The sequence below is a fragment of the Klebsiella sp. JN_Kp126 genome (genome assembly GCF_033843325.1).
Lineage (GTDB): Bacteria > Pseudomonadota > Gammaproteobacteria > Enterobacterales > Enterobacteriaceae > Klebsiella > Klebsiella michiganensis.
In genome coordinates, this window is sequence record NZ_JAWXQV010000089.1 from 26,563 (window position 1) to 45,496 (window position 18,934).

The window sequence follows — 18,934 nt, forward strand, 5'->3', positions numbered from 1 at the left end:
GAAACTGCTTAATAAAATCGTCGCTTTCTTCAGTGCTATGAACGTAACCTTCGGTACGTTCAACCACTAAGAAGTCAACTTTCCAGACTGTTTTTGCGCTGTACCGCTAACTAAAACGACAACACATGCGGTGTGAAACAGACAGAAAGTGAAAAGGTCGCCCCAGGGCGACCTTTATGTTTTTCACGTATAGCGGGTTAGTTGCGGCTGAGGAAGTTACCGGTGTTGAAGCTGCCGTCGGCCTCACGCGTCAGCGGGTCCGGCAGCGCCAGCGTCTGATAATCGGCGCTGTTAATGCGCTTGCCCTGAGCGTTGATGCTTCTGCCGCCGTGGATAAAATAGTTGCTATCGTCAACATTCCCGACAACGGCATCGTCATATTTCCCAGGCTGGCTGCGCAGGGAAAGGTTCTCGCTGAAGGTGCCCTGCGTTTCCGGCGCACCGTACGGACTCGGGCGGAACAGGTAGTTAAAGCGCTGGTTATCTACCGCGACGTTGTTAACCACCACCAGCTTGCCGGGGTTAAAGTTGTCGGTAAAACCGTCCAGATGGTTATCGATGGCGATGCTGTTACGTACCTCGTGGGCGACCGGCTGCCCTTCCCCACCGAGCTTAAACCCGTTACTGGTATTATTGCGGGCAATAGAGTTCTCGATCGCCACAACGCCGTTTGCACCGTCCTCAATTTTATTAAACAGGTCGAAACCGTCGTCGATATTATCGTGCGAGTAACAGCCCTCCAGCCGGTTACCCTCTCCTACGCGCATTTTCACCGCGAAGCCGTCGGCGTTAATTTTGCCCGGATCCTCGTTACTAAAGGATTCAGAATTCACTACCCGGTTAAAGCTGGCCCACAGCGGGCGTCCAACATCCGCCGGAGAGGAAATTTGAATGCCGGTATCATCGTTACGATACGCGGTGACGTTCTCGATCAGGTTATGGCTGCCCTGTACGCGCAGGCTCTTGTCCGTAATCTCAATCCCATCGATATGCCAGTAGCTGGCATCCAGCAGCAGCCCGTGAATCACCGCTTTTCCGTCGGCTTTTAGCGTTTTGATTTTGTCCTTCAGGCCGCTGGCGCTGACAGGAATGGCCGTTTGCGGGTAATCTCCGGCGGCTAATACAATTTGCCCGCCGGGCGGGACGAGTTTGATAGCGGAGACGAAATCCAGCGGCGAGTCCGCCGTCCCTTTTGCCTGAGATTGTCCCTCTGGCGCGGCGTAGAGCGTATTGCCTGTCACTTGGGGACTCTGTTCAACCGTCAGCGTCTGGGTCAGCGTTTCCGCGCCGGTAGCCGGAGTGAAGCGGATTTCGAACGTGCTTTTATCTTTCAGTACGGCAGGCTGGGTAAACATTTCCCCGGCCTTCACGGTTTTATCCTGCCCGATCACCACTTCATCCTGACGAACGGTGATGCGCCCATCGCTGTTGGTGCGCGCCTGTAGGATGTAAGCTTTGCTCTGGCTTACTGTTCCCGAAGCAATTTGCATAACCGGCGGCCAGCCTTTAGCGATATACGGCGCGGAGGGAACCGTATGTGCCGCTGAGGTGGTGAGCGAGGCGTTGCTGACGGTGATTTTTGCATTACGTGAGGCGAAGAAGCCGACGTAGTAATGTTCTTTATCCTGCCGGGCAACCAGATCGGCGTGAGGAACCTGCTGGCTTACCCATTCATTACTGCCCGTTGCTGCCCATGAGGTAATAAACCCGTCGTTGGTGCGTTCCAGTCTGAGCTGGAACGTCGGCGTTTGCTGGATATCGATTTTCTCTTTATAGCTCTGACGCTTTATTGATGCGCCCGCATTGCCCCACGGTTGGGTTATCCCTTCCCGGCTGATAGCCTGCAATTTGATATGTGAGCCATCTTTTTTATCCTGCGTCATAATGGCGTTCATCACCATATTGGATGCCGCCGGAAACTCTTCGTAGCCGACCTTCAGCGGCTGTTGACGCGGAACTCCTATTACATCGCGGACCAGCAGTCCCGCACCTTCCTGTGCCGCAGGACGCGCGCCATTTTCCGGGCCAAACTGATTGACGGTCACCGTAGCCTGCAGGATAAAATTCTGGCTGGTCGGTAGCCGGGTGTAAAAGAAGGTCAGTCCGTCGTGAGAATTGGCTATTTTACCTCCCCGGCTCTCGATGGTAATGGGCTGGCTGAGGTCGGCGACGTCCTGCGGCGTCAGTTTTTTTCCGGCGATGGTGACATCGTTGACGCCAATTTTTTCCGGCAGAACATTCGAGGAAAAATTGCTGTCGGTAGATTGCCCAAAGGCGATTGCCCGCCACTGATGACCATCGTTGGCCTGCAGCGGTAGCGCGATCATCGTACTGCAAAGGGTTAATGCCAAAGGTATTTTGTTATTCATTCTTTTCTCCTGGGTAATTATTAACCGGCATTATCAGGAAAATGAAATGGTGTTTCTATTTATCACGTCACAATTAATGAATATTAAAACTGTGTTTTATTTTATGGGTTTTCTTTATTTACCCGCCAAAAAAACAGCAAAAGCAGAGGGATAGCCGGCATTGCCACTCATTAAAATGCTTTTTTTGCGCTAAACGGGTTTGCGCTGACTAAAAATACCCACCTAAAATGGTGTATAGCGTTACGCTTGTGCATTTTATCTTCGTCTCGTTTCATGATGAAAAATATGTAGATATTTCAACGTGAAAGGCTTTTACTTTTCGTTCCAACAGCAGTCAGGATGCGTATGTCAAACAGTCCGATGAGCGTGGTTATTCTTGCCGCTGGCAAAGGTACCCGCATGTATTCCGATCTTCCTAAGGTGTTGCATTCGCTGGCCGGGAAGCCAATGGTGCAGCATGTTATTGATGCAGCTAAAGAATTAGGCGCTTCCGCCGTACATCTGGTGTACGGGCACGGCGGCGATCTGCTTCGCCAGACGCTGCACGAAGATAACCTCAACTGGGTCCTGCAGGCCGAACAGCTAGGCACCGGCCACGCCATGCAGCAGGCGGCGCCGTTCTTCAGCGATGATGAAGATATCCTGATGCTGTACGGCGACGTGCCGCTCATTTCCGTCGAAACATTGAAGCGTCTGCGGGAAGCGAAACCGCAGGGCGGCATCGGTCTGTTGACGGTGAAGCTTGATGATCCGACCGGCTACGGCCGCATCACGCGCGATAACGGCGCGGTGACGGGCATTGTCGAGCATAAAGACGCCAGCGACGAGCAGCGCCGGATTCAGGAAATTAATACCGGGATTCTGGTCGCCAATGGCGCGGATCTTAAACGCTGGCTGGCTAAGCTCACCAACAACAACGTTCAGGGTGAATACTACATCACCGATATTATCGCCATGGCCTATGAAGAAGGTCGTGAAATTGCCGCTGTTCATCCTCAGCGTCTAAGCGAAGTGGAAGGCGTGAATAACCGCCTGCAGCTCTCCCGGCTTGAGCGCGTCTGGCAGTTTGAAAAGGCTGAAGAACTGCTGCTCGCGGGCGTTATGCTGCGCGATCCGGCGCGTTTTGATCTGCGCGGCGTGCTGAAACACGGGCGCGATGTCGAAATTGATACTAACGTTATCTTCGAAGGTGACGTGGTGCTGGGGGATCGGGTAAAGATTGGCACCGGCTGCGTCATCAAGAACAGCATCATTGGTGATGATTGCGAGATCAGCCCCTATACCGTGGTAGAGGATGCTCATCTGGCAGCCGCCTGTACCATTGGGCCGTTCGCGCGGCTGCGCCCAGGCGCTGAGCTTCTCGAAGGCGCGCACGTCGGCAACTTTGTTGAAATTAAAAAGGCGCGTCTGGGTAAAGGCACGAAGGCCGGGCATCTCTCCTATCTCGGAGACGCCGAGATAGGCGATAACGTGAATATCGGCGCGGGCACCATCACCTGTAACTATGATGGCGCAAATAAGCATAAAACGGTGATCGGCGATGACGTGTTTGTTGGCTCAGACAGCCAGCTGGTCGCTCCGGTGACCGTCGGCAAGGGGGTCACCATTGCCGCAGGAACAACGGTAACGCGTAACGTTGCCGATAATGAATTAGTGTTAAGCCGCGTGCCGCAGGTTCATAAACAGGGCTGGCAGCGCCCGGTGAAGAAAAAGTAACGCTATTTCTCTTTCGCCCTTTTCGGGGAAAGAGCGGGGTGAGGGGATAAAATAATCCTCCCCCCACGGCAGTACCCATAAAAATAACCCCACTCTCTACAAGGCTCGGGGCGCCCGAAAATACGGGTAAACAGGTTGACCGACAACGTATGGCATACAGCCAAAATCGGAATTAAAAACTATGTGTGGAATTGTTGGCGCAGTCGCGCAGCGTGATATTGCTGAAATCCTTCTCGAAGGTTTACGTCGTCTGGAATACCGCGGTTATGACTCCGCCGGTCTGGCCGTCGTCGATAACGAAGGTCATATGAACCGCGTTCGCCGCCTCGGGAAAGTACAGATGCTGGCCCAGGCGCTGGAAGAACATCCGTTGCACGGCGGTACCGGGATTGCCCATACCCGTTGGGCGACGCACGGCGAACCGTCTGAAGGTAACGCGCATCCGCATGTTTCTGACCATATTGTGGTGGTGCATAACGGGATTATCGAAAACCATGAGCCGCTGCGCGAGCTGTTGCAGTCGAGGGGCTACGTTTTCGCCTCCGAGACTGACACGGAGGTTATTGCGCACCTGGTTCACTGGGAGCTGGAACAGGGCGGTACTCTGCGTGATGCGGTTCTGCGGACTATCCCGCAGCTGCGCGGCGCTTATGGCACCGTGATCATGGATTCCCGCGATCCGGGTACGCTGCTGGCCGCTCGTTCAGGAAGCCCGCTGGTGATTGGCCTGGGGATGGGGGAAAACTTCATTGCCTCCGATCAGCTGGCGCTGCTGCCGGTTACCCGCCGCTTTATCTTCCTCGAAGAGGGCGATATTGCGGAAGTCACCCGCCGTTCCGTGACTCTCTTTGATAAATCCGGCGCCGAAGTGCAGCGCCCGGATATTGAATCCAGTCTGCAGTACGACGCGGGCGATAAAGGTATCTATCGTCACTATATGCAGAAAGAGATCTACGAGCAGCCGAACGCTATCAAAAATACCCTCTCCGGGCGCATTAGCCACGGCGAGGTTGATTTAAGCGAGCTGGGCCCGCAGGCTAACGAGCTGCTGTCTAAGGTCGAGCATATTCAGATCATCGCCTGCGGCACCTCCTACAACTCAGGTATGGTGTCCCGCTACTGGTTTGAGTCGCTGGCAGGGGTGCCGTGCGATGTTGAAATCGCCTCCGAGTTCCGCTATCGCAAATCGGCCGTACGTCGCAACAGCCTGATGATCACCCTCTCTCAGTCCGGCGAGACGGCGGACACCCTCGCCGGCCTGCGCCTGTCGAAAGAGCTGGGCTATCTGGGGTCGCTGGCGATTTGTAACGTGCCTGGATCATCCCTGGTGCGTGAGTCCGATCTGGCGATGATGACCAACGCCGGGACGGAAATCGGCGTCGCCTCGACTAAAGCCTTCACGACGCAGCTGACCGTTCTGCTGATGCTGGTGGCGAAACTGGCGCGACTCAAAGGCCAGGATGCGTCGATTGAACATGATATCGTGCATGGCCTGCAGGCGCTGCCGAGCCGCATTGAGCAGGTGCTTTCGCAGGACAAGCGTATTGAGGCGCTGGCTGAGAACTTCTCTGACAAACACCACGCGCTGTTCCTTGGCCGCGGCGATCAGTATCCCATTGCCCTGGAAGGGGCGCTGAAGCTGAAAGAGATCTCCTATATTCATGCGGAAGCCTATGCTGCCGGCGAGCTGAAGCATGGTCCGCTGGCGCTGATTGACGCTGAAATGCCGGTGGTGGTGGTCGCGCCGAACAACGAACTGCTGGAAAAATTGAAATCCAACATTGAAGAGGTTCGCGCTCGCGGCGGCCAGCTGTACGTTTTTGCTGACGGCGATGCGGGTTTCACCGGCAGCGACAATATGCACATCATTGAGATGCCGCATGTTGAAGAGGCGATCGCGCCAATCTTCTATACCGTACCGCTGCAGCTGCTGGCGTATCACGTCGCGCTGATCAAAGGGACTGACGTTGACCAGCCGCGTAACCTGGCGAAATCAGTTACCGTGGAATAACGATTTTACAGCGCTGAAAGGGTTGCCGTCCGGCGGCCCTTTTTATTTGCGGCGAACAGCGAGATCCCACCCGCTTTATGACAGCCTGTCATTTTTGAGACGCTTTTGCGCTGTCATAAAAATAAAATTTTCCGCTAATCTTTCTATCATTAACCATAGTAACAATATGATTTGTATTGTTTTTATTTAACGTAAATTCCCGTCTTTTTGCTTGTCATAAAACTGTAATAATTCGTACATTTTACTGTCACCTGTTTGTCCTATTTTGCTCACCATAGCTTCGAAACAATGGTTTACGAATCCAGCAGGAGACATTATGAACGTTATGCGTACCACCGTCGCAACAGTTGTCGCCGCGACCTTATCGATGAGCGCTTTCTCTGTTTTTGCAGCAGCAAGCCTGACTGGCGCAGGTGCAACTTTCCCCGCGCCGGTGTATGCCAAATGGGCAGATACCTATAACAAGGAAACGGGTAATAAAGTCAATTACCAGGGTATCGGCTCCTCTGGCGGCGTAAAACAAATTACGGCCAACACCGTAGACTTCGGTGCTTCTGATGCCCCTCTTGCTGATGACAAGCTGGCTCAGGAAGGTCTGTTCCAGTTTCCGACCGTTATCGGCGGCGTAGTGCTGGCAATTAACCTGCCTGGCGTGAAATCCGGTGAGCTGGTGCTTGACGGTAAAACGCTGGGTGATATCTACCTGGGCAAAATCAAAAAATGGGATGACGCGGCGATTGCTAAGCTCAACCCGGGCATGAAGCTGCCTTCTCAGAACATCGCGGTGGTTCGTCGTGCTGATGGTTCCGGTACTTCCTTCGTTTTTACCAGCTATCTGGCGAAGGTGAACGAAGAGTGGAAATCTAAAATCGGCGCGGGCTCAACCGTTAACTGGCCGACCGGTCTGGGCGGTAAAGGCAACGACGGCATCGCCGCGTTCGTTCAGCGTCTGCCGGGCTCTATCGGCTACGTAGAATATGCCTACGCAAAACAGAACAACCTCGCTTACACCAAACTGCTGTCCGCCGATGGCAAGCCGGTGAGCCCGACTGAAGATAACTTCGCTAACGCGGCGAAAGAAATCGACTGGAGCAAATCCTTTGCACAGGATCTGACGAATCAGAAAGGCGACAACGCATGGCCGATCACTTCAACCACCTTCATTCTGGTCCACAAGGCTTCCAACAAGCCAGAGCAGACCGCCGAAGTGCTGAAGTTCTTCGACTGGGCGTATAAAAACGGCGGTAAAGAAGCCAACGCGCTGGACTATGCTACCCTGCCGGAAAGCGTGGTTGAGCAAGTTCGCGCGGCATGGAAGACCAACGTAAAGGACAGCAGCGGTAAAGCGCTGTACTAATACCCGTCAGCCTTCGAGCTACAGGTGCGTTGGCAGCGCTTGTTCACCCCGGTCACATAGCCCATCTATGTTCCCGGGGATCCACAAGCCAGCTGCCTGCCTGCAGCTCGAATTATTTAGGGTATGGCATTACCTTTGCCAGAAAGATCAGTAAACTACGATTTTTTCTGGCCCGAAACTGAAGAGTAACTTATGGCTGCAACCAAGCCGGCATTTAACCCTCCGGGGAAAAAGGGTGACATAATTTTCAGCGTGCTGGTAAAACTGGCGGCGCTGATTGTGCTATTGATGCTTGGCGGCATCATCGTCTCCCTTATCATTTCGTCCTGGCCAAGCATTGAGAAATTTGGCTTTGCCTTTCTGTGGACCAAAGAGTGGGATGCACCGAACCAGATTTTCGGCGCCCTGGTACCCATTTACGGGACGCTGGTCACCTCATTTATCGCGCTGCTGATCGCCGTACCGGTGAGCTTCGGTATCGCGCTGTTCCTGACGGAACTGTCACCCGCCTGGCTGAAGCGCCCGCTGGGTATCGCTATTGAGCTGCTGGCTGCGATCCCCAGTATCGTTTACGGCATGTGGGGCCTGTTTATTTTCGCCCCGCTGTTTGCGACCTATTTTCAGGAGCCGGTTGGCAACGTTCTGTCGACCATTCCGTTCGTTGGCGCGCTCTTTGCGGGCCCGGCATTTGGTATCGGTATTCTGGCGGCGGGCGTGATTCTGGCCATCATGATCATTCCTTACATAGCGGCCGTTATGCGTGACGTCTTTGAACAGACGCCGGTGATGATGAAAGAGTCCGCCTACGGTATCGGCTGCACAACGTGGGAAGTTATCTGGCGTATCGTTCTGCCTTTCACCAAAAACGGCGTGATCGGCGGGGTAATGCTCGGTCTGGGGCGCGCGCTGGGGGAAACCATGGCGGTGACCTTTATTATCGGCAACACCTACCAGCTTGATAGCGCTTCGTTATATATGCCGGGCAACAGCATTACCTCCGCGCTGGCGAATGAGTTTGCCGAAGCGGAAACCGGACTGCACGTTGCCGCATTGATGGAGCTGGGCCTGATTCTGTTCGTTATCACCTTTATTGTTCTGGCCGCATCGAAGTTTATGATCATGCGCCTGGCTAAGAATGAGGGGGCTCGCTAATGGCGATGATTGAATTACAAACAACCGCGGAGCTGGCGGAATCCCGTCGCAAAATGCAGGCAAAACGCCGCATGAAAAACCGTCTCGCCCTGACGCTATCGATGGCGACCATGGCGTTTGGTCTGTTCTGGCTGATCTGGATCCTGATGTCCACCGTCACCCGCGGCATCGACGGCATGAGCCTGGCGCTGTTTACTGAAATGACGCCGCCGCCAAATACGGCGGGCGGTGGTCTGGCAAACGCCCTGGCGGGCAGCGGATTGCTGATCCTCTGGTCGACGGTTATCGGTACCCCGCTGGGGATTCTGGCGGGGATTTATCTGGCGGAATATGGCCGTAAATCCTTGCTGGCCGAAGTGATTCGTTTTATTAACGATATCCTGCTTTCCGCGCCGTCGATTGTCGTCGGTCTGTTTGTTTACACCATCGTCGTTGCGCAGATGCAGCACTTTTCCGGCTGGGCGGGCGTGATTGCGCTGGCGCTGCTGCAGGTGCCTATCGTTATTCGTACTACTGAAAACATGCTGAAGCTGGTTCCGGACAGCCTGCGTGAGGCGGCATATGCGTTGGGTACGCCGAAGTGGCGCATGATCTCTGCGATCACCCTGAAAGCATCGGTATCGGGCATTATGACCGGTATTCTGCTGGCCATCGCTCGTATCGCCGGGGAAACGGCGCCGCTGCTGTTTACCGCGCTCTCCAACCAGTTCTGGAGCACCGACATGATGCAGCCGATTGCGAACCTGCCGGTGACGATTTTCAAATTTGCCATGAGTCCCTTTGCGGAGTGGCAGCAACTGGCATGGGCCGGGGTCTTGATTATCACCCTGTGCGTATTGCTGCTGAACATTCTGGCGCGCGTTGTTTTCGCGAAGAATAAACACGGTTAATTTTTGCGGCGCGGCGAAACGCGGCGCCGAATGAGGAAAAGAACGAGATGAGTATGGTGAATGCGACCCCGGGTAAACTTTCAGTTCGTAACCTGAATTTCTACTACGGAAAATTCCATGCCCTGAAAAACATCAACCTGGATATTACCAAAAACCAGGTTACGGCGTTTATCGGACCGTCAGGATGCGGTAAATCCACGCTGCTGCGTACGTTCAACAAAATGTTTGAGCTGTACCCGGAGCAGCGTGCGGAAGGCGAAATTCTGCTCGATGGTGATAATATTCTGACCAACACCCAGGATATCGCCCTGCTGCGCGCCAAAGTGGGGATGGTGTTCCAGAAGCCGACGCCGTTCCCGATGTCGATTTATGACAACATCGCCTTTGGCGTGCGCCTGTTTGAGAAGCTTTCCCGCACGGATATGGATGAGCGCGTGCAGTGGGCATTGACCAAAGCCGCATTGTGGAATGAAACCAAAGATAAACTGCATCAGAGCGGATATTCTCTCTCCGGTGGCCAGCAGCAGCGTCTGTGCATCGCGCGCGGTATCGCTATTCGTCCGGAAGTTCTGCTGCTGGATGAGCCCTGCTCGGCGCTGGACCCGATCTCTACCGGGCGTATTGAAGAGCTGATCACTGAACTGAAACAGGATTACACCGTCGTTATCGTGACCCACAACATGCAGCAGGCCGCGCGTTGCTCCGACCATACGGCATTTATGTATCTTGGCGAGCTGATTGAATTCAGCAACACGGACGATCTGTTTACCAAGCCCGCTAAGAAGCAAACTGAAGATTATATTACTGGCCGCTACGGTTGATTGCCCTTCTGCTACCAGGCTCTAACCTATTGGGCAATCAGGAGATACTATGGATAACCTAAATCTTAACAAACATATTTCCGGCCAGTTCAATGCTGAACTGGAGTACATCCGCACCCAGGTCATGACCATGGGTGGGCTGGTGGAGCAGCAGCTTTCTGATGCGATCACCGCGATGCATAACCAGGACAGCGAACTGGCAAAGCGCGTTATTGACGGCGACAAGCAGGTCAATATGATGGAAGTGGCGATCGATGAGGCCTGCGTGCGCATCATCGCCAAGCGTCAGCCGACCGCCAGCGACCTGCGTCTGGTGATGGCGATTATTAAAACCATCGCCGAGCTGGAACGCATCGGCGACGTCGCGGATAAAATCTGCCGCACCGCGCTGGAAAAATTCTCCCAGCAGCATCAGCCGCTGCTGGTGAGCCTGGAATCGCTGGGGCGCCACACCGTGCAGATGCTGCATGATGTGCTGGACGCCTTTGCGCGTATGGACCTTGATGAAGCGGTGCGTATTTATCGCGAAGATAAGAAAGTCGACCAGGAATATGAAGGCATCGTGCGCCAGCTGATGACCTATATGATGGAAGATTCGCGCACCATTCCAAGCGTCCTGACCGCCCTGTTCTGCGCCCGCTCGATTGAGCGTATCGGCGACCGTTGTCAGAACATCTGCGAATATATTTTCTACTTCGTCAAAGGTCAGGATTTCCGTCATGTTGGCGGCGACGAGCTGGATAAACTGCTGGCAGGGAAAGATCCTAAAGAGTAATAAATCACAGAGACTAATTCTGATAAAGGATTTATCAGAATTAGTTATGATTAATGTTACTCCTGTTTTTAATTAACAAAATTGGTGCGATTGTCGTCACAAATAATAATTTCATCAATTGTGGTTTGATTTTAATAGCGTAACAATACGGTACATTAATCGGGTGACTTGTTGCGGCAAGGCTCGAATAAAACTCTGGATTGTTACTGCGCAAGCAGGCAAAACCTGACATCACCGTTAACCTGGTGATGTCAGGTTTTTTTTTGCCAGATAATCCGCCATCAGCCGATGAAAGGGATTGTTACCGCAGCGCGGGCAAAACCTGAAGCAAGCCTCCTCTGTTTTCTGCAGGGGGATTGCTTCAGGTTTTTTTTGATTTGATGCAAGGCTGTTTGTGGGTAAACCAGGATGGTATTAACCGAATAAATAATAGTGCTGGTTTTAATAACGTTATTTTTTCCTTAAGGGGAAGCACCTTTTCGGTAACAAGCTTCATTCGATAGAAAAATAAAAATACGCCTTCGCGTTAGTTGACATTTTATCGCGATATTCAGTTGCACCTGTTTTTATATAAAGGGAACTTATGTTTAAAAGAAATCTGATTACCTCGGCCATACTTATTATGGCGCCGCTCGCTTATACAACCCATGCTATGGCGGAATCGCTAACCGTTGAACAGCGTCTTGAGCTTCTGGAGAAGGCGCTTAAGGATACGCAGAGCGAACTAAAAAAATATCAAGATGAAGAGAAGGCCAGAAATCGACTCTGGATTGCCAGTACGCAGCCTGGCGCACCTGAGCAGAGTGCGCCCGCACCGGCCGGCGGCGCTGCAAAACCGGCGGCGGTTCTGGTGAAAAACGAACAGCCCGCGGCTAACGGTGAGTCCATTTATAGCTCGATGACAATGAAGGATTTCAGCAAGTTTGTGAAGGATGAAATTGGCTTCAGCTATAACGGCTATTACCGTTCCGGCTGGGGGACCGCATCCCATGGTTCACCTAAGTCCTGGGCGATTGGCTCGCTGGGTCGCTTTGGTAATGAATATTCGGGCTGGTTTGATTTACAACTTAAGCAGCGGGTCTATCAGGAAGGCAATAAGCGGGTTGATGCGATCGTGATGCTTGACGGCAACGTCGGGCAGCAGTATTCCTCCGGCTGGTTTGGCGATAACGCTGGCGGCGAGAACTATATGCAGTTCTCTGATATGTACGTCAACACCAAAGGTTTCCTGCCATTCGCGCCGGAAGCGGATTTCTGGGTGGGTAAGCACGGTGCGCCGAAAATTGAAATCCAGATGCTGGACTGGAAAACGCAAAGAACCGATGCCGCAGCCGGCGTTGGCCTTGAAAACTGGAAAGTGGGCGCGGGTAAATTTGATATCGCGCTGGTGCGTGAGGATGTTGATGACTACAACCGTACGTTGACCAAAAGCCAGCAAATTAACACCAATACTATTGATATTCGTTATAAAGAGATCCCGCTTTGGGATAAGGCGTCATTGATGGTCAGCGGCCGGTATGTCGCGGCAAATCAGAGCTCATCCGAGAAATATAATGAAGGTAATAATGGATATTATGAATGGAAAGATACCTGGATGGCGGGGACGTCGTTAACGCAGAAATTTGATAACGGCGGATTTAACGAATTTTCCTTCCTGCTGGCAAATAACTCCATCGCCAGCAGCTTCTCGCGCTACGCGGGATCCAGCCCGTATACCACATTCAACGGCAGATACTATGGCGATCATACCAACGGCACCGCCGTTCGCTTGACCTCGCAGGGGGAAACCTATTTGAGTGATGACATCATTATGGCGAACGCCATCGTTTACTCCTTTGGTAATGATGTCTACAGCTACGAGACCGGCGCGCACTCCGATTTTGAGTCTCTTCGCGCCGTCGTGCGCCCGGCCTGGATCTGGGATAAATATAATCAGACCGGCGTTGAATTGGGCTATTTCAAGCAGCAGAACAAAGATAGTACCGGCAAGAAATATAACGAATCCGGCTACAAAACTACCCTGTTCCATACCTTTAAAGTGAATACCAGTATGCTGACCTCCCGCCCGGAAATTCGTTTCTATGCGACTTATATTAAAGCGAAGGATATCGACCTGGATAAGGCGGCTAACAGCAATACCAGCAGCATTTTTGAAGATGGTAAGAACGATCAGTTTGCCGTTGGCGCTCAGGCTGAAATCTGGTGGTAAGGCTGGCAACGGTCAGGACAAAATTCTAAAGAGGATTAACGATGAAACGACATGCTATTTACTTCGCTCTGGCGCTGGCGGGCGCGGCGTTTACCGCTCATGCCGCGCCGTTTCCGGCCACGCCGAGCGCGGCGATCCCGGTCAGCCAGTATATTACCCAGGTTAACGCCGATAAGAGTATCACCTTCCGCCTGTTTGCCCCGGATGCAAAACGGGTGTCCGTGGTAACGGGGGCAACGCCGGATACCTTTGTCTCGCATGATATGAGCAAAGATGAGCAGGGGGTCTGGACATGGAAAAGCGATGCGCTGGCTCCCAATCTCTACGAATACTATTTTGATGTCGACGGATTCCGTTCCATCGATACCGGTAGCCGCTATCAGAAGCCACAGCGTCAGGTGAATACCAGCCTGATCCTGGTCCCCGGCAGCATTCTTGACGATCGCGCGGTCGCTCACGGCGAGCTACGAACCCTGACCTATCATTCAAAGGCGCTGAACGCTGAGCGTCGCGTCTACGTGTGGACGCCGCCAGGCTATACCGGTACCGGCGAACCGCTGCCGGTGCTCTATTTCTATCACGGTTTTGGCGACAGCGGACTGTCGGCCATCGACCAGGGCCGTATTCCGCAAATCATGGATAACCTGCTGGCGGAAGGCAAAATCAAGCCCATGCTGGTGGTGGTGCCGGATACCGAAACCGATATTCCTGACGCGGTTGCGGAAAACTTCCCGCCGCAGGAGCGGCGTAAAACCTTCTATCCGCTGAATGCGAAAGCGGCTGATAAAGAGCTGATGAACGATATTATGCCGCTGATTGATGCGCGCTTTAACGTGCGTAAAGACGCGGACGGCCGGGCGCTTGCCGGGCTGTCGCAGGGCGGTTATCAGGCGCTGGTCTCCGGAATGAACCATCTGGAGAGCTTCGGCTGGCTGGCGACGTTCAGCGGCGTAACGACAACCACGGTACCGGATGCCGGCGTCGAGGCGCAGCTACACAACCCACAGGCGATCAACAAGCAGCTGCGTAACTTTACCGTCGTCGTGGGCGAGAAAGACGTGGTTACCGGCAAGGATATCGCCGGGCTGAAAGCGGAGCTGGAGAAGCAGAAAATCAACTTTGATTACCATGAGTATCCGGGCCTGAACCATGAAATGGACGTCTGGCGTCCCGCCTACGCCGAATTTGTACAGAAGTTGTTCAAATAGCATGAAGGAGCCAGTTCGCTGGCTCCTTATCTTCAATACCTTGAGGGAGACAATATGAAATTAATCGTGACGGAAGATTATGCAGAGATGAGCCTGGTCGCCAGCCATCACGTTCTGGGCTACATCACCGCGCCGCGCAGGGTGAACCTGGCGATAACGGCAGGCAGTACGCCGAAGAAAATGTATGAACATCTGACGGCCGCGGTTAAAGGTAAATCGTTCTATTCTCAGGTCCATTATTACAACTTTGACGAGATTCCGTTCCGCGGACAGGATCGTGAAGGCGTGACCATTTCCAATCTGCGCAGCCTGTTTTTCACCCCCGCGCAAATCTCTGAAGAGAATATCCACCCGCTCAGCCATGAAAACTTCAGGCATCACGACCAGCGGTTACAGGACGAAGGGGGCCTCGATCTGATAGTGATGGGCCTCGGCGCTGACGGCCATTTTTGCGGTAATTTGCCGAATACCACGCGCTTCCACGATGCGACGGTGGAAGTCTCTATCGTCGGCGATATGGTGGATCTTGTCGCTCACGGCGAGATGGACGGCGACTTCTCTGCGGTGCCGGATAGCTACGTCACGATGGGGCCAAAAAGCGTCATGGCGGCGAAAAACCTGCTGCTTATCGTCAGCGGCGCGGCAAAAGCGCAGGCGCTAAGGCAGGTGATTGAAGGCGAAGTCAGCGAGCGGGTTCCGGCTTCGGTGCTGAAATTACATCCTTCCCTGGTGATTGTGGCTGATAAAGCGGCGGCTGCGGAATTGAGTCAACCGTAATCCACTTTCAGCGTAGCGCAGGCGGGACGCGCCCTGATAGCGCTACGCTCCAGGTTTATCGCGTTATATTCCAGCCGCGCGCCTGCCATAGCTCAGGTAGCTCTTCGAGGCGGGTAAACGTCGTCACCTTCGGATGTTCGATCGGCTTATTATGCGGATCGGCGCAGAAGTAGAACACTTCCATGCCGGCGGCGATCCCCGACTGCGCGCCTGCGCTGGAGTCGTCGACAAGAATGCAGTTCTCGACGTTAACGTTCATCGCTTTTGCGGCATGCAGCATCAGGGCCGGATCGGGCTTCCAGCGCTGGATATCGTAGCCGCTGTACAGACGCTCCGGGAAATGGTGCAGCATTGCGGTTTTACCGAGAGAGTGCTGCATTTTGCTCACCGGGCCGTTGGAGACCACGCACATCGGCACGCTGACCGCGTCCAGCAGCGCCTGTGCGCCAGAAATGACTTCCAGTTCAGTATCAAACAGGCGCGCGACTTCATCGCGGTACACCGGCTCAAGGGTCGCCTTGTCCAGATTAACGCCGTACTCCGCGTTAATGGTGTCGATAATCTCGTACAGCTTAACGCCTTTGAAGCGCTTAAAAATCTCGTCTAAATCCAGCGTAATGCCGAATTCCCTGAACATGTGAACGTAGGCGCGGGAGCAGATCACCTCGCTGTCGACCAGCGTGCCGTCACAGTCGAAAAATACTGCTTCTGGTTGGGTCATGTCGTTTCCATTTTAATAAGTTAACGTTTTCGTCTTGCTGATTAGTGAGACGCAATCGTTGCCGTATAAGCAAAATCGATGAAAAAAAGTATCTCACAACCGCCCTTATTGTCGCATTTTGGTATAGGATAGCGACGAATTTTCCCTCCTTTGTTCGGAAACCGATAATGAGTCAACAACAAACCAGCCAGTCATCTGGCCCGGGTCTGCTGGAGCGCGTGTTCAAACTACGTGAACACGGCACGACGGCACGCACCGAAGCGATTGCAGGTTTCACCACTTTTCTGACAATGGTGTACATCGTTTTTGTTAACCCACAGATCCTCGGCGTGGCGGGTATGGATACCAGCGCCGTGTTCGTCACAACCTGTCTGATCGCCGCGTTCGGCAGCATCATGATGGGCCTGTTCGCTAACCTTCCGGTGGCCCTGGCGCCGGCGATGGGACTGAACGCCTTCTTTGCTTTTGTCGTGGTACAGGCAATGGGCCTGCCGTGGCAGGTCGGGATGGGCGCGATTTTCTGGGGGGCGGTTGGCCTGCTGCTGTTGACGATTTTCCGCGTACGCTACTGGATGATCGCCAATATCCCGGTTAGCCTGCGTATCGGTATCACCAGCGGTATTGGCCTGTTCATCGGTATGATGGGCCTGAAGAACGCCGGCGTGATCGTCGCCAACCCGGAAACCCTGGTGAGCATCGGCAACCTGACGTCCCACAGCGTACTGCTGGGCATTCTTGGCTTCTTTATTATTGCGATTCTGGCTTCCCGCAACATCCACGCCGCGGTGCTGGTTTCTATCGTGGTTACCACGCTGCTGGGCTGGCTGCTGGGCGACGTTCACTACACCGGCATCGTATCCATGCCGCCGAGCGTCACGACGGTCATTGGGCATGTTGACCTGGCAGGCTCGCTGAATCTCGGCCTGGCGGGCGTGATCTTCTCGTTTATGCTGGTGAACCTGTTCGACTCCTCCGGTACCCTGATCGGCGTGACCGATAAAGCTGGTCTGGCCGATGCGCAGGGTAAGTTCCCGCGGATGAAGCAGGCGCTGTTTGTCGATAGCGTCTCGTCCGTTGCGGGCTCCTTTATCGGCACCTCTTCCGTAACCGCCTATATTGAATCTTCCTCGGGCGTTTCCGTAGGCGGACGTACCGGCTTAACCGCCGTGGTCGTTGGTCTCTTGTTCCTGCTGGTGATCTTCCTGTCGCCGCTGGCGGGTATGGTCCCGGCCTATGCCGCAGCCGGCGCGCTGATTTACGTTGGCGTCCTGATGACCTCTAGCCTGGCGCGCGTGAAGTGGGATGATTTAACCGAATCAGTGCCGGCGTTTATTACCGCCGTGATGATGCCGTTTAGCTTCTCCATTACGGAAGGTATTGCCTTAGGCTTTATCTCTTACTGCGTAATGAAGATCGGTACCGGTCGACTGCGCGATCTCAGCCCATGCGTGATTGTGGTTTCGCTGCTGTTTGTGCTGAAGATTGTGTTTATCGACGCGCATTAATACCCGCGCCGTCACACTCAGCCGTTCTGGCGAGTGTGACGGCGTCTATCAGGCTTTAACCCGCTGAATATATTCGGCAAAAGCGCTAAGCTGTCCGCTCAGATGATCGAGCGTGCTCTGATCGACGACTTTCCCCTCCTGCGGATCCACTTTGTTCTGAATCACGCCGCCCATAAATTCGGGCTTATTCATCACCATAGCGTCGAGGAATACCAGAATCTGACGCAGGTGATACTGACAGCGCGCACCGCCAATAGCCCCCATCGAACTGGTTTGAATCAGTACCGGCTTACCGGCCAGCGGCTGTTCCGGCAGGCGAGATAGCCAGTCGATGGCGTTTTTCAGGCCGCCGGGCACCGAGTAGTTGTATTCCGGTGTAACGATAACCACGCCATCAGCCTCGCGAATTTGCTGAGCGATATCCTGAACGCTTTGTGGGAATCCCTCTTCCTGCTGGACGTCGGCATCATAGAGAGGAATATCGCCAATGGACGGTAACGCGGAAATCGCCATTCCTGCGGGCGCGATGCCGGGGAGGGTACGCGCGACCATGGCATTAAAAGAGCCTTTGCGCAGACTTCCGAGTAACGTAACAACTTTCAACGTATCAGACATGATTGCTCCTTTGCATCATGATGGCCGGGTTATCCGGTCAGTTGAGGGAGAAGGCTTTTTCTACCGGTAAATGGGTGAAACGCATCAGCCGGGCGGACGGCTCTCTGGCGCGAGCCTGCGCGTCGGGCAGGCTACGCCAGCCCTCTTTACCATTATATTCCCAGACTTTCAGCTGGCCGATATCCGGACTGGCGGCGATGGACCAGACCAGCACCGTTTCGGCATCGCATACTGCTTCGATTGACTGCGTCCCGCTTGTCCGTAATCGTCCGGAGCCCGGAAGAAGCTGGAGGTTAACGGCGTTTTCACCGGTCAGTTTCATGACGCTTTTGCGGAGTGCGTCAAGCTGAGCGCGCGCTTCATCAGGATCGTGCTGGTTGCTAATCCATACCCGCTCATTACTGTTAAAGACGTAGCGGTCGGCGTCGGGCGAGGCATGTAAACTGCGGGAGGCGTGCGGTAATTCCATATCCAGGCCGCAATCACCTTCGGTGGATAACGCGACGCCGACAATATTCCCGGCATAGGAGATGGAAAAACGCGGGAGATTTTCGTCGCGGAAAGCGGGTTTTCCATTCTCTTCGTCAATAATTTCAGGAAGTTCGCTGATGCCGTACAGCATAAAGAGGAGTTCTGCGAGGAGTGACCGTGATGCGCGATAGCGGCTTTGTCGGTACTCAGGCAGGCGGCAGGCGGATTGATGACAGGCCGCTGACAGGCGTGTTGATAGCGGTTCCCGGGTGTTGAGTATCCCTCTTGCAAAATGCGTTGCCATTCGTCGCTCCGTGATTAATGGTCAATGATAGAA

Annotated in this window: 15 protein-coding genes; 11 read left to right on the plus strand and 4 right to left on the minus strand. The window is 53.8% G+C overall.

The features are described 5' to 3' along the window. Positions 1 to 197 precede the first annotated feature (197 nt). Complete coding sequence (locus SIK97_RS23640; RefSeq protein WP_032751775.1) at positions 198 to 2,369, minus strand: right-handed parallel beta-helix repeat-containing protein; 2,172 nt, start codon at positions 2,367 to 2,369, stop codon at positions 198 to 200. Between the two features lie 345 nt (positions 2,370 to 2,714). Between SIK97_RS23640 and glmU the strand changes: the two genes are divergently transcribed. The 10 genes from glmU to SIK97_RS23690 all read left to right on the plus strand — a co-directional run bounded on the left by glmU (position 2,715) and on the right by SIK97_RS23690 (position 15,285). Beyond that, the gene (gene glmU, locus SIK97_RS23645) at positions 2,715 to 4,085 is read left to right on the plus strand and encodes a bifunctional UDP-N-acetylglucosamine diphosphorylase/glucosamine-1-phosphate N-acetyltransferase GlmU (protein ID WP_032751777.1); all 1,371 of its coding nucleotides are present in this window, start codon (positions 2,715 to 2,717) and stop codon (positions 4,083 to 4,085) included. Positions 4,086 to 4,266: 181 nt separating this feature from the next. Then, positions 4,267 to 6,096, plus strand: coding sequence for a glutamine--fructose-6-phosphate transaminase (isomerizing) (glmS, locus tag SIK97_RS23650; RefSeq protein WP_014227346.1), 1,830 nt, complete (start codon positions 4,267 to 4,269; stop codon positions 6,094 to 6,096). Between the two features lie 316 nt (positions 6,097 to 6,412). Then, positions 6,413 to 7,453, plus strand: coding sequence for a phosphate ABC transporter substrate-binding protein PstS (pstS, locus tag SIK97_RS23655; protein WP_004127017.1), 1,041 nt, complete (start codon positions 6,413 to 6,415; stop codon positions 7,451 to 7,453). A 192-nt stretch (positions 7,454 to 7,645) separates the two neighbouring features. Continuing rightward, positions 7,646 to 8,605, plus strand: coding sequence for a phosphate ABC transporter permease PstC (gene pstC, locus SIK97_RS23660; RefSeq protein ID WP_004107261.1), 960 nt, complete (start codon positions 7,646 to 7,648; stop codon positions 8,603 to 8,605). Next, a complete protein-coding gene (gene pstA / locus SIK97_RS23665) occupies positions 8,605 to 9,495 on the plus strand; it encodes a phosphate ABC transporter permease PstA (RefSeq protein WP_032751778.1) in 891 nt (296 codons plus the stop codon). Before pstC ends, pstA begins: the two co-directional genes overlap by 1 nt. 47 nt (positions 9,496 to 9,542) lie before the next feature. Next, positions 9,543 to 10,316: a phosphate ABC transporter ATP-binding protein PstB gene (gene pstB, locus SIK97_RS23670; protein ID WP_004855746.1), complete on the plus strand. Its 774-nt coding sequence runs from the start codon at positions 9,543 to 9,545 to the stop codon at positions 10,314 to 10,316. Positions 10,317 to 10,365: 49 nt separating this feature from the next. Further along, complete coding sequence (phoU, locus tag SIK97_RS23675) at positions 10,366 to 11,091, plus strand: phosphate signaling complex protein PhoU (protein WP_004107251.1); 726 nt, start codon at positions 10,366 to 10,368, stop codon at positions 11,089 to 11,091. Between the two features lie 583 nt (positions 11,092 to 11,674). Continuing rightward, positions 11,675 to 13,300 carry a carbohydrate porin gene (locus SIK97_RS23680; protein ID WP_032751781.1) on the plus strand — a complete coding sequence of 542 codons (1,626 nt, stop codon included), beginning with the start codon at positions 11,675 to 11,677 and terminating at the stop codon, positions 13,298 to 13,300. A gap of 41 nt (positions 13,301 to 13,341) precedes the next feature. Then, positions 13,342 to 14,508, plus strand: a complete 1,167-nt coding sequence (locus SIK97_RS23685) for an alpha/beta hydrolase-fold protein (RefSeq protein WP_057173936.1) — start codon at positions 13,342 to 13,344, stop codon at positions 14,506 to 14,508. A 54-nt stretch (positions 14,509 to 14,562) separates the two neighbouring features. Next, the gene (locus SIK97_RS23690) at positions 14,563 to 15,285 is read left to right on the plus strand and encodes a glucosamine-6-phosphate deaminase (RefSeq protein ID WP_057173937.1); all 723 of its coding nucleotides are present in this window, start codon (positions 14,563 to 14,565) and stop codon (positions 15,283 to 15,285) included. Between the two features lie 55 nt (positions 15,286 to 15,340). Here SIK97_RS23690 and yieH read toward each other — a convergent pair whose 3' ends face one another. Beyond that, on the minus strand, positions 15,341 to 16,006 hold the full coding sequence (gene yieH / locus SIK97_RS23695) for a 6-phosphogluconate phosphatase (protein ID WP_032718760.1): 666 nt from the start codon (positions 16,004 to 16,006) through the stop codon (positions 15,341 to 15,343). 167 nt (positions 16,007 to 16,173) lie between these two features. On the opposite strand from yieH, the gene adeP reads away from it, so the two are divergent. Next, the gene (adeP, locus tag SIK97_RS23700) at positions 16,174 to 17,511 is read left to right on the plus strand and encodes an adenine permease AdeP (protein ID WP_014839859.1); all 1,338 of its coding nucleotides are present in this window, start codon (positions 16,174 to 16,176) and stop codon (positions 17,509 to 17,511) included. A gap of 48 nt (positions 17,512 to 17,559) precedes the next feature. Here adeP and SIK97_RS23705 read toward each other — a convergent pair whose 3' ends face one another. After that, on the minus strand, positions 17,560 to 18,126 hold the full coding sequence (locus SIK97_RS23705) for an NADPH-dependent FMN reductase (protein WP_057173439.1): 567 nt from the start codon (positions 18,124 to 18,126) through the stop codon (positions 17,560 to 17,562). A gap of 37 nt (positions 18,127 to 18,163) precedes the next feature. Further along, positions 18,164 to 18,901, minus strand: coding sequence for a 4'-phosphopantetheinyl transferase family protein (locus tag SIK97_RS23710; protein WP_025107549.1), 738 nt, complete (start codon positions 18,899 to 18,901; stop codon positions 18,164 to 18,166). Positions 18,902 to 18,934: the final 33 nt, after the last annotated feature.